At 68.7% G+C, this 13,986-nt stretch carries 11 protein-coding genes; 6 read left to right on the forward strand and 5 right to left on the reverse strand.

Features of this window, described 5'->3' with window-relative positions; all coding sequences use genetic code 11:
* Positions 1–160: 160 nt before the first annotated feature.
* Positions 161–2,077: an ATP-binding protein gene (locus tag ACIPRI_RS08525; protein ID WP_446620987.1), complete on the reverse strand. Its 1,917-nt coding sequence runs from the start codon at positions 2,075–2,077 to the stop codon at positions 161–163.
* Between the two features lie 109 nt (positions 2,078–2,186).
* Between ACIPRI_RS08525 and phnD the strand changes: the two genes are divergently transcribed.
* Positions 2,187–3,239 carry a phosphate/phosphite/phosphonate ABC transporter substrate-binding protein gene (gene phnD, locus ACIPRI_RS08530; protein ID WP_446620988.1) on the forward strand — a complete coding sequence of 351 codons (1,053 nt, stop codon included), beginning with the start codon at positions 2,187–2,189 and terminating at the stop codon, positions 3,237–3,239.
* 115 nt (positions 3,240–3,354) lie between these two features.
* On the forward strand, positions 3,355–3,588 hold the full coding sequence (locus ACIPRI_RS08535) for a hypothetical protein (RefSeq protein ID WP_446620989.1): 234 nt from the start codon (positions 3,355–3,357) through the stop codon (positions 3,586–3,588).
* Between the two features lie 35 nt (positions 3,589–3,623).
* On the opposite strand, the gene ACIPRI_RS08540 is transcribed toward ACIPRI_RS08535, so the two are convergent.
* From ACIPRI_RS08540 to ACIPRI_RS08555, 4 genes are all read right to left on the reverse strand, one after another.
* A complete protein-coding gene (locus tag ACIPRI_RS08540) occupies positions 3,624–5,741 on the reverse strand; it encodes a VC_2705 family sodium/solute symporter (protein WP_446620990.1) in 2,118 nt (705 codons plus the stop codon).
* A 1-nt stretch (position 5,742) separates the two neighbouring features.
* Positions 5,743–6,000, reverse strand: a complete 258-nt coding sequence (locus tag ACIPRI_RS08545; protein WP_446620991.1) for a DUF4212 domain-containing protein — start codon at positions 5,998–6,000, stop codon at positions 5,743–5,745.
* A 111-nt stretch (positions 6,001–6,111) separates the two neighbouring features.
* Entirely contained in the window at positions 6,112–6,678 is a 567-nt protein-coding gene (locus tag ACIPRI_RS08550; protein WP_446620992.1) for a tetratricopeptide repeat protein, read from the reverse strand.
* The gene (locus ACIPRI_RS08555) at positions 6,678–6,974 is read right to left on the reverse strand and encodes a hypothetical protein (protein ID WP_446620993.1); all 297 of its coding nucleotides are present in this window, start codon (positions 6,972–6,974) and stop codon (positions 6,678–6,680) included. Before ACIPRI_RS08555 ends, ACIPRI_RS08550 begins: the two co-directional genes overlap by 1 nt.
* A 131-nt stretch (positions 6,975–7,105) precedes the next feature.
* Here ACIPRI_RS08555 and ACIPRI_RS08560 point away from each other — a divergent pair, with 131 nt between their 5' ends.
* From ACIPRI_RS08560 to tssM, 4 genes are all read left to right on the forward strand, one after another.
* Positions 7,106–7,495, forward strand: a complete 390-nt coding sequence (locus ACIPRI_RS08560) for a hypothetical protein (protein WP_446620994.1) — start codon at positions 7,106–7,108, stop codon at positions 7,493–7,495.
* 112 nt (positions 7,496–7,607) lie between these two features.
* Positions 7,608–8,942 carry a type VI secretion system baseplate subunit TssK gene (gene tssK / locus ACIPRI_RS08565; RefSeq protein ID WP_446620995.1) on the forward strand — a complete coding sequence of 445 codons (1,335 nt, stop codon included), beginning with the start codon at positions 7,608–7,610 and terminating at the stop codon, positions 8,940–8,942.
* The gene (locus tag ACIPRI_RS08570) at positions 8,939–10,270 is read left to right on the forward strand and encodes a DotU family type VI secretion system protein (protein WP_446620996.1); all 1,332 of its coding nucleotides are present in this window, start codon (positions 8,939–8,941) and stop codon (positions 10,268–10,270) included. The genes tssK and ACIPRI_RS08570 overlap by 4 nt, the downstream gene beginning before the upstream one ends.
* On the forward strand, positions 10,267–13,878 hold the full coding sequence (gene tssM / locus ACIPRI_RS08575) for a type VI secretion system membrane subunit TssM (RefSeq protein WP_446620997.1): 3,612 nt from the start codon (positions 10,267–10,269) through the stop codon (positions 13,876–13,878). Before ACIPRI_RS08570 ends, tssM begins: the two co-directional genes overlap by 4 nt.
* Positions 13,879–13,986: the final 108 nt, after the last annotated feature.

Here is a 13,986-nt window from a genome sequence, read left to right on the forward strand (position 1 = left end):
CATGAAAAAGCAACCCCAAGTTGAGGGTGCTTGAAACTGTAGGGATGCGCCTGCCTTCGCGCGATAAGGCAGAGGGCTTATGCCAAGCCAGAGAAGCCCGGTCAGGCCCACGCGTTAGGCCGAAAGACATAGCTCACGGGAGGGAGGCGTGCAGGATTTTTCAAGCGCTTACACGTAGCGCCGCCAGTTGCGTGGCAATGGCCTGGCGCAAGGCGCGCGGCGACACCGGCTTGTACAGCACCATGATGCCGGCCTGCGCCACCTCGCGCAGCCGGTCCGGCTTGGTCTCGCCGGTCACCAGCAAGCGCGCGGTGCCGGCGCCGATGCCGCGCGGATGGCGCTCCAGCGCGGCCAGCACATCCAGGCCGTTGTCGCCGCCCTGCAGCAGCAGATCGCTCAGCACCACCTCGGGCGGCTCGTCCCAGCTGTCGGCAAAGGCCAGCGCCTCGGCGCGCGTCTGCGCCGCCATCACCTGCGCGCCCCAGCTGCCGATCACCACCTGCAGGCCTTCGAGGATGGTGCGCTCGTCGTCGATCACCAGCACACGCACGCCCTCCAGGCTGGCCGGCGCCTCGAGCGGCGGCGGCATGCCGGCCAGCTCGCCGGAGCCGGCGATGGCGGCGATCGGCTCGGCGGCGCGCACCAGCAGGCGCACGCAGGTGCCCCGGTGTTGCACCGAGTTCAGTTCGACCCGCGTGTTGAGCAGGGCCGCCAGCCGCTGCACGGTGGACAGGCCCAGCCCCATGCCGCGCGTCGCGCCCTGCTTGCGCAGCGGATCGACCTGGAAGAATTCTTCGAACACCCGCTCCTGGTGCTGCGGCGCGATGCCCACGCCGGTGTCCCAGACGTCGATGCGGATGCCGCGGCCGCGCCGCCGCGCGCCGATCAGCACCCCGCCTTCGACGGTGTGGCGCAGCGAGTTGGACACCAGGTTGTTCAGGATGCGCGAGAGCATCACGTAGTCGCAGCGCACCCAGGCGTCGGTCTTGCGCGCCACCAGGCGCAGGCCCTGCTGCTCGGCCACCGGCCGGAAGTTGCGGCTGATCTCGTCGAACAGGCGGTCCAGCGGGAAGTCGCTCCACTGCGGCTGCAGCACGCCGGCGTCCAGCTGCGACAGGTTCAAAAGCTCGGAGAACAGGCGGTCCAGCGACTCCACGCACTCGCGGATGTGGCCGATGCGCGTCAGGCGCACCGGGTCGCTCTCGCCGTTGGCCAGGCCGTCGGAAAACAGGGTGAGCGCATGCAGCGGCTGGCGCAGGTCGTGGCTGGCGGCAGCCAGGAGGCGCGTCTTGGCCTGGCTGGCCAGCTCCAGCTGCTGGTTCTTGCGCGCCAGCTCGGCGGTGGCGTCGCCGATGCGGCTTTGCAGCAAGCGCCGGCTCTCGGCCAGCGCGCTGGCCGCCTGGTTGAAGCCGTGCTGCAGGCGCCGCACTTCCGAGGTGCCGGCCACGCTCACGCTGGCATCCTCGCCGGCGCCCAGCCGGTCCACCGCCTCGCCCAGGCGCCGGATCGGCGCGCTGATGCGGCGTGCCGCCCACCAGCCGGCCAGGCCGACGCCGGCCAGGCTGGCGACCAGCACCAGCAGCACGTTGAAGTACACCGCCTTGCGCGCCTCGGTCACCGCGTCCAGGCTGATCTCCACCATCACCTCGCCGGCGCGCATGCCGTCCTCGCCCATCACCGGCGAGAGCACGCGCAGGCCCTCGCCGCGGTGCCGGTCGGGGGTTTCGGCATTGGCCAGGATCTCGCCGTCGCCGGTGCGGATCTGCACCTGCTGCACGTGCGGCTGCGAAGTGCCGGCCAGGGCGGTGCGCTGCAGGGCGCGCCGGTCCATCTGGTTCATCGGCGTCTGCGCCAGGGTGGCCACCTGCAGCGCGACCGTCTGTCCGCTGGTGCGCATCAGCTCGGTCACGTTGTCCAGGTGCTGGCGCGTCAGGACCACGATGGCGCCCAGCGTGGCCAGGGCCGCCGGCAGCACTGCCAACAGCACCAGCTGCTGCGCCAGCGACAGCCGTGGCAACCTGGCCAGGACGCGATGGGGCCTGTGGAGGAGTCGTCGCGCCCGAGAGATGAAAAGCATCGCCTGTACAGACCTGGCCAGTAACTTGGTTTCTAATTGTGTGCTCGCCCGCCTTCGTTTGACCACCTGCCTTTTGTGGAGGAGGGCCGGCACACCCCGGGGAGGGACGATGCAGCTGTCCGATTTCAGGTTCTTCTTCCTTCTTCGCGCTTGCGCCGCCACGCTGGCGCTGTGGCTGGGCGCCTCGCTGGCGACGATGGCGCAGCAGCAGCCGCAGCAACCGCCGGCCGGCGTGCTGGAGGCGCCGATCCGCTTCGGCATTCTTCCGCTGGGCGGCGCCTTCGAGTCGCGCAACGACTGGGAACCGCTGCTGGCCGACCTGGGCCGCGCCCTGAACCGGCCGGTGAGCATGCTGTCGGTGAGCTCGTACGAGGCGCTGGACCAGGCGATCAAGCGCAACCAGGTCGACATGGCCTTCCTGTCCGGCAAGATGGCGCTGGATGCGGTGACGCAGCGCGGCATGACGGTGGTGGCACAGGTCACGCGGCACGACGGCCTGGCCGGCTACCGCTCGCTGCTGCTGGTGCGCAAGGGCGGCCCGGTGGTCTCGGTCGACGCGGTGCTGGCGCAGCCCGAGCGCTGGCGCCTGGCGCGTGGCGAGAGTCGTTCGGTGTCGGGCTTCATCGTGCCGCAGCTGCAGCTCTTCTTGCCCAACCACATCGCGATGGAAACGCGCTTCAAGGGCGAGATCGTCGGCACTCACCAGGCCACCGCGCTGGCGGTGGCCAATGGCGACGCCGACGTGGCCACCAACAACACCGCCGACTTCGAGCGCTTCAAGCTGCAGTTTCCGGTCGAGGCCGAGCGTCTGCAGGTGATCTGGCAGTCCGACCTGATCCCGCATGCGCAGATCGTGATGCGGCGCGATTGGCCGCCGGAAGTCCAGAAGAAGGTGCAGGCCTTCCTGGCCGGCTACGGCCGCACTCCCGGTCCGCGCGGCGATTCGGAGCGCGCCGTGCTCAAGTCGCTGCACGACCTGGCCGGCTTCGTGCCGGCCGACAACAACTCGCTGCTGCCGGCCGCCCAACTGGCGCACCAGCTGGCGCGGCAAAGCGCCATGCAGGCGCAATGGGTCAACGAAGAAGGGCGCGCCAGCCGGCTGGCACGCCTGGATGCGGAGTACGCGCAGCAGCTGGCGGCGCTGCGCGGCGGCACACCCTGAGCGCGGCTGGCACCTGTAGTCCCCCGCCCACCATCTTTAGCTGCTGGCTCCTGCATCGCCGTCCGACGCGCGCAGCCACACTGCAGCTGCATTCGAAAGAGAAGAGAGGCGTCTCATGCTTGAACCCAATGCGCAGATCCGCGGCGTGGTGGAGTTCCGCGCCGGCGACGGGCCGATGGTCCTCATTCCAGAAGGACCGTGCCTGATCGTGCTGGCCGAGGACAGCGCCGTCATTCATTGGGAAGAAGAAGGCGGCACCGTCTTGAATGCGGCGATCCCGCGCGTCGACTACGACGAGCATGTGGAGGCCGGCCGCATCGTCGGGCCGGCCGCGGTCCCCGGCGCCTGAAAAAGGGCCGGGGTACGCGCCTTAACGCTCCGGACTCAGGCGCGCTTCAGGTCCGGATAGCGCACGTGCTCGACCAACTCCTGCGTCTCCTTCTTCGGCTGGCCGGTCAACAGGCTCACGATGACGATCACCGCGAAGCCCACCGGCACGCCGAACAGGCCCGCCGAGATCGGCTGGATGCCCCACCACAGCTCGATCGGACTGGTCACGCCAAACACGCTGCGCATCCAGGGCTGGGTGATGACCATGTAATAGAAGGTGGTCCCCAGGCCGGCCGCCATGCCCAGCGAGGCGCCCCATTTGTTGGCGCGTTTCCAGAAGATGCCCATCACCAGCGCCGGGAAGAAGGCGGCCGCCGCGAAGGAGAAGGCGGCCGACACCAGGAACAGGATGTCCGCCGGTTTCTGCGCCGCCACCGCCGCCGCCGCGATCGCCACCACCACCAGCAAGGCCTTGGAGACCGCCACGCGGCGCGAGGCCGGCGCATTCGGGTCGATCATCTTGTAGTACAGGTCGTGGCTCAACGCGTTGGCAATCGTCAGCAGCAGGCCGTCGGCGGTGGACAGTGCCGCCGCCAGGCCGCCGGCCGCCACCATGCCCGAGATCACGTAGGGCAGGCCGCCGATCTCGGGCGTGGCCAGCACGATGATGTCGCCGCCGATCTTCATCTCGCTGAGCTGGAAGATGCCGTCCTTGTTCACGTCGGACACCGAGAGCAGCGCCGGGTCCACCGCCGACCAGTTGGCGATCCAGGCCGGCAGCTTGTCGAAGGGCGTGCCCACCAGCACGTTGAACACCTCGTACTTCACCAGCACCGCCAAGGCCGGCGCGGTGAAATAGAGCAGGAAGATGAAGAACAGCGACCAGGTCACCGACTCGCGCGCCTCGCGCACCGAGGGCGTTGTGTAGTAGCGCATCAGGATGTGCGGCAGCGCGGCCGTGCCCACCATCAGGCAGAACACCAGCGCCAGGAAGTTGCGGCGCGATTCGTCGAAGGCCTTCTTCGCCGCCGCGTCGCCGTTCGGGTCGCCTGCATAGACCTGTGCATGGTTGGGCATGCCGGCCAGCGGCTTGGCCTGCGCCTCGTTCGAGGCCTTGGCCGCCGTCCAGGCCTTGCGCGCCGAAGCCTCGTCCTTGGGGAACGCGGCCAGCGCCTTTGCGGCGTCAGTGACTTCGGCCGGTGCGGCGTTGGCGGCCTTCAGGTCCGTCACCTTCTTCTCGGCCGCAGCGCGCTCGGTGGCCAGCGAGCCGGGCAGGCCCTTGAGCTTGGCGTCGAACTCGGCGGCGCGCGCCTTGAAGATGGCCGCCACCTCCAGCTCCTTCGGATCCTTGCGCAGCTCGTCGCCGCGCTTGCTGACCTTCTCCAGCTGGTAGCCGTACACCGCCTGCGGAATCGGGATGCTGGTCTGCTTGACCGAGAGCCAGACCACCGGCACCAGGTAGGCAATGATCAGGATGATGTACTGCGCCACCTGCGTCCAGGTCACCGCCCGCATGCCGCCCAGGAACGAGCACACCAGGATGCCGCCCAGCCCGACGAAGATCCCGATCTCGAAGGCCAGGCCCGACAGCCGCGTGGTGATCAGGCCGACGCCGTAGATCTGCGCCACCACGTAGGTGAAGGAGCACAGGATGGCCGCCACGATGCCGATGAAGCGCGGCAGGTTGCCCTCGTAGCGCGCACCCAGGAAGTCGGGGATGGTGAACTGCCCGAACTTGCGCAGGTAGGGCGCCAAAAGCAGCGCCACTAGGCAGTAGCCGCCGGTCCAGCCCAGGATGAAGGCCAGGCCGCCATAGCCGGTGAGGTAGAGCGTGCCCGCCATCCCGATGAAGGAGGCGGCGCTCATCCAGTCGGCGCCGGTCGCCATGCCGTTGTAGAGCGCCGGCACGCGCCGCCCGGCGACGTAGTACTCGGACGCGTCGCTGGTGCGGCTCATGATGCCGATGCCGGCATACAGCGCCACCGTGGCAAACAGGAAGATGAAGCCGATCCAGTTTCTCGGCAAGCCCATCTGCTCGAGCACCGCCAGCACGATGATGAAGGCGATGAAGCCGCCGGTGTACCAGCCGTAGACCTTGTGCAGCTGCTGCTTGAAGGCGTGCTTCTCGCCGGCGCTGCGGGACTTGCCATGATCGAAGGTGAGTCCAGCCATTTCAGTTCTCCTCGGCCACGCCGTGTTCCCGGTCCAGCCGGTTCATGTACCAGGCGTAGAACCAGATGATCAGCACATAGACGATCAATGCCCCCTGGGCCGCGACCCAGAAGCTGAAGGGCCAGCCGAAGAAGCTGAAGTCGAGATCGCGGGCGAAGTACCCGATCACGAAGGTCACGAAGAACCAGACACCCAGCAAGATGGCTGTGATGCGGAGGTTCTTTTGCCAGTAGTGGCGCTGCGTTTCCGTCAATTCCATCGCTCGTCTCCTGCGTTGCCAAATGCAATTGCACAGCGCCCTGCCGGCGGCCGGGCGGACCTTGCGGCTGCTGACTTCAGGCGTGCAAGCCTTTGGTCGGCAGGCCCCAAATCACGATGTCGCTGCGAGACCCGTCTCGCGTTCCAGTTGAGCGGCGATCTTGGGCTCGAAGCCCTGCAGATGCCGGATGATCCGGCGCGCCTCGTCCGGCTGCTGGCAGTCCACGTGGGCGCGCGCCAGGTGATACCAGCCGTAGGGGCTCATCGGTTGCAGTTCGGTGTTGCGCTTCAGGGCCTGCATGGCCTCGTCATGCCGGCCCATGCGCAGCAGGGCCAGGCCCAGGCCATACCAGGCGCGGTCGAGCTTGGGGTTCAGCGCCACGGCCTTCCAGAAGGCGGCGGCTGCGTCTTCCAGCTGGCCGTCGGCTTCCAGCAGGAAGCCCAGGTTGAACCAGTCGGAGGCGGCGCGCTCGGGGTGCAGCTGCGTCAGGCGGCGCGCATCGTCGATGGCGTCGCCGCGCCGCCCCAGCTGGGAGCGCACGAAGCTGCGGCTGGCCAGCGCGTAGGCATCTTGTGGCCAGCGCGCGAGCATGGCGCCGAAGGCCTTCTCGGCCGCGTCATGGCGGCCCAGCAGCAGCCAGGCCATGGCACGAAGACGAAGCAGCCAGTGCGTCATCATCAGCGGCAAGCCTCCATGCCGATCTGCACGCAGATGTTGACTTTGGCGATGGTGGCGATGAGCCAGACCACGGCCATCACCGCCAGGGTGGCCAAGGGTACGTGGCGATCGAGCACGACGCGCGGGGTGATGGCGCGAACCGTCTTGGTGAAGGGGTTTGTCAGTACCTGCAGCAGGCGGTAGAAGAAGTTTTCTTCGCGCCTGCTTCCTGCCAGCAGTCCAAGAAGCCATTGCCCCACCAATGCCAGGAGGGCAATCTCGGCAACAAGTTTGACGGACGACGCAAGCAGAAGCACGATACCCCCGGGTCGGCGCGAAGTGCATTCGATTGTTGCACCGAGGCTTACGGACTTCTTACAAATGCGCCGCTTGACCCGGCTTTCGCCGTGGGTGCTTACCCTTTGGTGCGATGCAGCAGGAGGCTTGCATGAACACGCGTCGAACCATCCAGCGTGTCGGCTTTCGCAAGTGGTACGAACGCGAGTTGCTGCAAAGCCATGGCCACCTGGTGCTGCTGATCTTCTCTGTGCTGGGCCTTCTGGGCGCGGTCGAGCTGTATGCGGTGCGCGCCGGCTGGCTGTCGCAGCTCAGCGCGCTGCTGTGCGCCGGCGCCAGTGCCATCGTCGGCTACTGGGCACTGCGGCGCTACGTGTACCTCTTGGGCCATGCGCAGCACGTGGCCGACCAGGCCATCTGCCCCGCCTGCCGCACCTATGCCAGATGGGACATCGAGGACGACGCGCAGGAACGCGGGGGCGAAGAGCAGTTGCGGGTGCGTTGCCGCGGCTGCGCCACCGTGTGGCACATCGCGCTCTAGTCCCTTCGAGTTAGACACTGTCGGCGCGCTAGGCCGTTAGGCGGATTTGCCGGGCGCGGCAAGGACCGGAAACTCGATGTTTCTGGCACCCCTGCCAAAGGACGGAGCGCGGATGAGCTGGCGAACAAAAGTGGTTTGGAGCGAGGGGATGCTGTTGCAGCCCCAGCACCTGCAGCAAAGCGAACGCCACGCGGACCATGCACGTCACCTGCTGCTGCGCAGTACCACCCCCTATGCCTGGGGCTTTGCAGAATTGGAAATCGACGGCGCCGCGCTGGCGTTGGGCAAGCTGGCGCTGACGCGCGCCGTCGGCGTGTTCGGCGACGGCACGCCCTTCGACATGCCGGCGGTCGACCCGCTGCCCGAAGCCGTCGACATTCCCGAGGGCCTGCGTGACGAGGCCATCGTGCTGGCCTTGCCGCTTCGCCGCGCCGGTGCGCGCGAGGCCGACGCCGAAGGCTACGAAGACCTGGTGCGCCATCGCGTGCTGGAAGTGGAGGTGCCCGATTCCAATACCGCCGGCGAGCGCAGCGCCATGTTGCAGCTGGGAACCCTGCACACGCGCCTGATGCGCGCCGGCGACTCCACCGACGCGTGGACCACGCTGAAAGTCGCCCGCGTGGTCGAGCGCCGCGTCGACAACCAGGTGCTGCTCGATCGCAACCTGGTGCCGCCCTTGCTGGACGTGGCCGCGCACCCCTTGCCCAGGTCCTGGCTCGATGAACTGCTGGGCCTGTTGCGCCAGCGCGGCGACGAGCTGGCCGCCTCGCTCACCGCCGGCGGCACCGGCGGCGTGGCCGAGATCGCCGACTTCCTGATGCTGCAGACGGTCAACCGCAACGAGGCGGTGTTCGCGCACCTGGGCAAGAGCGCCACCTTGCATCCGCAGCACTTCTTCGAGCAGGCCCTGTCGCTGGCCGGCGATCTGGTCACCTTCCGCGATGGGCGTCGCACCACCCGCTTCGGCCCCTATGTGCACGACGACCTGGCGCAGAGCTTCAAGCCGGTGATGGACGACCTGCGGCGCAGCTTCGCCGTGGTGATCGAGCGCGCCGCCATCCGCATCGAGCTGCACGAGCGCAAGAACAACGTGCACGTGGCGGTGCTGAAGGACGTGGAGCTGCAGCGCAAGGCGACCTTCGTGCTGGCCGCCACCGCGCAGATGCCGGGCGAGTCGCTGCGCGCGCGCTTTCCCACCCAGGTCACCATCGGGCCGGTGGAGCGCATCCGCGACCTGGTCACCCTGGCGCTGCCGGGCGTGGCGCTCACGGCCATGCCGGTGGCGCCGCGGCAGATTCCTTTTCATGCCGGCGCCAGCTACTTCGAGCTGGAGACGCGCAACAGCGACCTGTGGCGCCAGCTCGAGCAATCGGGCGGCATCGCGATGCACATCGCCGGCGACTTCCCCGGCCTCGAGTTGGCCTTCTGGGCCATCCGACCCTCATGAACACCCCCGACCCTTTTGCCGGCTACGAGTCCGAGCGCACGGTCATCAAACCCAAGCCGCGTGCGGCGAGCGCTGGCGCGGCCATGCCGCCGCCTTCGTCCGGCATGGGCGGCGGAGAAGCGCCAAGTGCCGAGATCGGCGAAATGGGCCTGCTCAACCCTTTGGTGTCGGCGGCCGGCCGCCTGCTGGTGCTGATCGGAAAGCTGCGCAACATGGTGCAGCCGCGTGACGTGGCGGCGCTGCGCGCCTCGGCGGCCGAGGCGGTGAACCAGTTCGACGCGCAGGCGCGCCGCGCCGGCGTCGGCAACGAGTCGGTGCTGGCGGCCCGCTACGTGCTGTGCACCGCGCTCGACGAGGCGGTGGCCAACACGCCCTGGGGCGCGCAGGCCGGCTGGAACAAGCAGAGTCTCCTGGTGCAGTTTCACAACGAGGCCTGGGGCGGCGAGAAGGTGTTCCAGCTTTTGGCCAAGCTGGCGCAGGACGTGCCCACGCACCGCCAGTTGCTGGAGCTCATCTACAGCGTGCTGGCGCTGGGCTTCGAGGGCCGCTACCGGGTGCTGGACAACGGCCGCGCCCAGCTCGACAGCGTGCGCCAGCGCCTGGCCGACCTGATCGCCAAGGACCGGCCAGCGGTCGAAGCCGACCTGTCGCCGCACTGGCGCGGCCAGGGCGCGGGCAATGTGCGGTTGCGCGACGCGTTGCCGCTGTGGGTGATCGGCGCGCTGTTCCTCCTGGTGCTGGCGCTCGCCTGGTTCGGCCTGCGGCTGTCGCTCAACTACCGCTCCGACGCCACTTACTCGCAGCTCTCGTCGCTGCGCGTGCCGCAGCTGCAGATCGCGCCGCCGGCCGTGGTGATGGCCAAGGCGCCGCGGCTGGCCAAGTTCCTGGAGCCCGAGGTCAAGCAGGGCTTGGTGAGCGTCACCGACGAGGCCGACCGCAGCACCGTGCGGCTCAAGGGCGACAGCTTCTTCGGCTCCGGCAGCGCCGAGCCCATGCAGCAGTCGCTGCCGGTGCTCAAGCGCATCGGCGAGGCGCTGGCGGAAGTGAAGGGCGAGGTGCTGATCACCGGCCATTCGGACAACGTGCCGATCCGCTCCATGCGCTATCCCTCCAACTGGCACCTGTCGGCGGCGCGCGCCGAGTCGGTGCGGCTGGCGCTGTCGGTGCAGGTCGATCCGGCGCGCCTGCGCGCCGACGGCAAGGCCGACGCCGAACCGGTGGCGCCCAACGACACGCCGGCCAACCGCGCGCGCAACCGGCGCGTCGACATCGTGCTCTTGGCACCGCCGGAGCGCGTGGCGGCCGAGCTCGCGGAGGCCAAGCGATGATCAGGAAGCTCTTCGGCTGGCTCTTCAGCCCGCTGCTTCTGACCGTGCTGGCCCTCCTGGTGCTGGCGGTGCTGATCTGGTGGGTCGGCCCGTTGATCCGCATCGGCGAGCTGGCGCCGCTGGCCGGCGAGCTGCCGCGCTGGGTGCTGATCGGCGTCATCGTGGTCATCGTGCTGGGGCGCGCCCTATGGCGGCGCCTGCGCACGCGCAAGGCCAGCCGGCAGCTGAATGACAGCCTGATGCAGGCGCCGGCCGCGCGAACCGCGGAAGCCGAGAACGCCGAGCAGAAGGTGCTGGACACCCGCTTCACCGAAGCGGTCGCCACCTTGAAGCAGATGCACCTGTCGGCCGCCGGCAAGAAGCCGGGCTGGCGCGACTGGCTGTCGCTGTCGGGCGGCAACTACCTGTACGACCTGCCTTGGTACGTGTTCATCGGCGCGCCGGGCGCCGGCAAGACCACCGCGTTGGTGAATTCGGGCCTCTCGTTTCCGCTGGCCGAGAAGTTCGGCCCCGGCGCCATCCGCGGCGTGGGCGGTACGCGCAACTGCGACTGGTGGTTCACCGACGACGCGGTGCTGATCGACACCGCCGGCCGCTACACCACGCAGGACAGCCACCAGAGCGAGGACAAGGGCGCCTGGGACGCCTTCCTCGCGCTGCTCAAGAAGGTGCGCCCGCGCCGCCCGCTCAATGGCGTGTTCCTCAGCATCAGCGTGGGCGACCTCCTCACGCAGGGGCCGGAGGCGCGCGCCACCCTGGCCGCCTCGATCCGCGCGCGCCTCATGGAACTGGACGCCAAGCTCGCGACCCGGCTGCCGGTCTACGTGCTGGTCACCAAGACCGACCTGCTCTACGGCTTTGCCGACTACTTCGACGATCTGGGCAAGGAGCAGCGCGCCCAGGTCTTCGGCTTCACCCTGTCCATGGAAGAAGGCGCCAAGGTCGCTGAAGAAGGCGTGGGTGCCGCCTTCCAGCGCGAGTTCTCGCTCTTGCACCAGCGCATCAACGACGGCCTGATCGCCCGCATGCAGCGCGAGAACGATGGCGCGCGGCGCGCCGCCACCTTTGGTTTCCCGGCGCAGTTCGGTTCCGTCGGCCCGCTGGTGGCAGACCTCCTGGAGCAGGTCTTCACCGGCTCGCGCTTTGCGCAGCCGCCCTGGGTGCGCGGCGTCTACTTCACCAGCGGCACGCAGGAGGGCAGCCCGATCGACCGGGTGATGGGCAGCATGGCCCGCGGCTTCGGATTGGAGCGCGCGATGCTGCCGGCGCAAAAGAGCAGCGGCCGCAGCTACTTCCTCACCCGGCTGCTGCGCGAGGTGGTGTTCCCCGAACAGCGCCTGGCCGGCGCCGACGTCAAGCTGGAGCGCAAGCGCCACACCCTGCGCTTTGCCGCCGTGACGGCCATGCTGCTGCTCACCTGCGCCTTGCTGGCCGCCTGGGGCTGGAGCGCCTGGCGCAACCTTGATTACCTGAAATCGGTGGAGGCCCGCGTGGCGCCGGCGCGCGAGACCCTGGCGTCCTTGCAGTCGCGTGTGTCCAACCTGGTCCAGGTGGCGCCGCTTCTTTCGGGCCTGCGCAATATCTGGCGCACGCCGCAAAACGGCGAGGGCGATGCGCCGCTGGCCATGACCCTGGGCCTGTACCAGGGCGACAAGCTGGATGCCGCCGCCATGCTGGCGCACCAGCGCGCGCTGAACGAAGCCTTCCTGCCGCAGGTGGCCAAGCGCATCGAGGACCAGCTGCGCAGCGCGCAGAAGGACAACCTCGAATACACCTACGAGGCGCTCAAGACCTACCTGATGCTCAACCAGCCCGAGCATTTCGACGCCGATGCGCTCAAGGCCTGGATCACGCTGGACTGGGCGCGCAACCTGGACCGCGGCATTGCCGAAGACCAGCGCCAGCTGCTGGAAGAACAGCTCGACGTGCTGATCGCCCAGGGCCCGCCGCGCTCGCCCCTGCCGATGGACGAGAACCTGGTGCGCAGCGTGCGCGCCCTGCTCGCCAGCTACCCGCTGGAGCAACGCGTGTTCAGCCGCCTGAAGCGCCAGAACCTGGGCAAGGACATCCCGCCTTTCACCGTGGCCAACGCGGCCGGGCCTTCCGGCCCGCTGGTGTTCGAGCGCATCAGTGGCAAGCCGCTGACCGAAGGCATCCCGGGCCTGTTCACCTACGACGGCTATCACAAGCGCTTCCAGCGCGAGGTGGTGGTGGTCACTACCTTGCTGGCGCAGGAAGATCCGTGGGTGCTGGGGCAGGACAAGACGGCCAGCGAGCGGCTGAAGGACACGGCGGCCCTGGGCGCGCTCACCGACCGCGTGCGGCGCCTGTACCTGCAGGACTACGTGAAGGTGTGGGAGTCCCTGCTCTCCGATGTGCGGCTCATCCGCGCCCAGGGACTGGACAAGAACATCGAGATCGCGCGCATCCTGTCGGGCGCCGCCTCGCCCTTGTCCAATTTCCTGCGCGCCGCGGTGAAGGAAACCACCTTGATCCCGCCCGAAGGCAAGGACGTGGTGAGCAAGGCCACCGAGACGGTGCGCAGCACGCGCAAGGGGCTGGAAGAACTGCTGGGCAGTGTCGCCGGCACCGGTGCCAATGCCGCGGTGCTGCCGGCCGGCAAGCGCATCGAAAGCATCGTGGACGACCGCTTCGAGCCGCTGCGCCGCCTGGTCGTTGCGCCCACGCCCGGCGGGCCGGCGCCGATCGACGAGGCGCTCAAGCTCTTCAACGAGGTCTACGTCTACCTCACGGCGGTGGACACGGCCGTGAAGGCGCGCTCTTCGCCGCCGCCCGGCGACGTGGCGGGCAAGCTCAAGTCGGACGCGGGCCGGCTGCCCGAGCCGGTGCGCTCCATGGTCGAGAACCTGAGCCAGGCCGGTGCGGCGCAAGCCAGCGTGGCTGAGCGCGGCAACCTCAACCTGGACCTCAAGCCCGTTGCCGAGTTCTGCCAGCGTGCCATTGCCGGCCGCTATCCCTTCGTGCAAGCCAGCAAGCGCGACGTACTGCCGGAAGACTTCGGCCAGTTCTTCGGCCCAGCCGGCCTGATGGACGAGTTCTTCCAGAAACGCCTGGCAGCCATGGTCGACACCAGCACCCGGCCCTGGCGCTACAAGCCGGTGGCCGAGCGGCCGGCCGTCACCACGCAGGCGCTGGCCCAGTTCGAGCGGGCCGCGCGCATCAAGGACATCTTCTTTCGCGGCGGCGGGCGCGGGCCGGCCATGCGGCTGGACTTCAGGCCGGTGGAGATGGACGCTGGCATCACCCAGTTCATCCTCGACGTGGACGGCCAGCTGGTGAAGTACTCGCACGGCCCGGTGGTGCCGATGGCGGTGCAGTGGCCCGGCCCCAAGGGCAGCAACCAGGTGCGGCTGCAGGTGAGCCCGCCGGCGGCTTCCGGTCCCTCGGGCAGCACGGCGGACGGGCCCTGGGCGCTGTTCCGCACGCTGGACGAAGGCCAGCTGGAGACCGGCGATGCGCCCGAGAAGTTCTTCATCACCTTCCAGGTCGGGGCCCGGCGTGCGCGCTTCGAGGTCACGACCAACAGCGTGCAGCATCCGATCCGCCTGAAGGAACTGCGCGAGTTCGCTTGTCCGGAGGGGCTATGAGCGCCGCACGGCCGCCCGAAGGCGCGAAAGCCCCCTCGGGGGCAGCGCAGCACACGAAGTGGCAAGCGTGGGGGCTCGTCTGTGCGCCGCACGGCCGCCCGAAGGCGC

It is taken from the genome of Variovorax sp. LARHSF232 (assembly GCF_052871435.1).